Origin of the sequence: Streptomyces sp. P17, from assembly GCF_032436805.1 — a bacterium.
In the GTDB taxonomy this organism is placed as follows: domain Bacteria; phylum Actinomycetota; class Actinomycetes; order Streptomycetales; family Streptomycetaceae; genus Streptomyces.
In genome coordinates, this window is record NZ_JAVRBF010000478.1 from 1 (window position 1) to 344 (window position 344).

The 344-nt window shown below is 45.3% G+C and carries 1 protein-coding gene; it reads left to right on the forward strand.

The window, feature by feature from the left end:
* Window positions 1–84 precede the first annotated feature (84 nt).
* Window positions 85–344, forward strand: a 260-nt coding sequence (locus RMT89_RS41785) for a hypothetical protein (RefSeq protein WP_315888985.1), incomplete at its 3' end; no start/stop codon positions are given.

Here is a 344-nt window from a genome sequence, read left to right on the forward strand (position 1 = left end):
CACGGTTTTTCCTTTCGGTTTCAATTGGAATGCGTTAGAAATCAACGAATGATTATCAATTAAATCGTCAAACGGAGTATGTCAATGACTTCTTATGAAGAAATGCAAAATGTAGCATCGGAAGTTTTGGGCGAATTCAAACAAGGTGAAATTCATTATGTTGAATTGGTTCCCGGTTCCGGTCCTGTGGACAATCCCGGCCCGTCAACGAAGGTGTTGCACGAATTGGACGCGGTTGCGCGTGGAGTGTCATATAAATATGTGAAAGACGGTTTGGCGTTATCCACAGATTTGACGGTGACTGCTGCGGTCCTGCCGGGTGTAACGCCGTCACCGAAAGGATT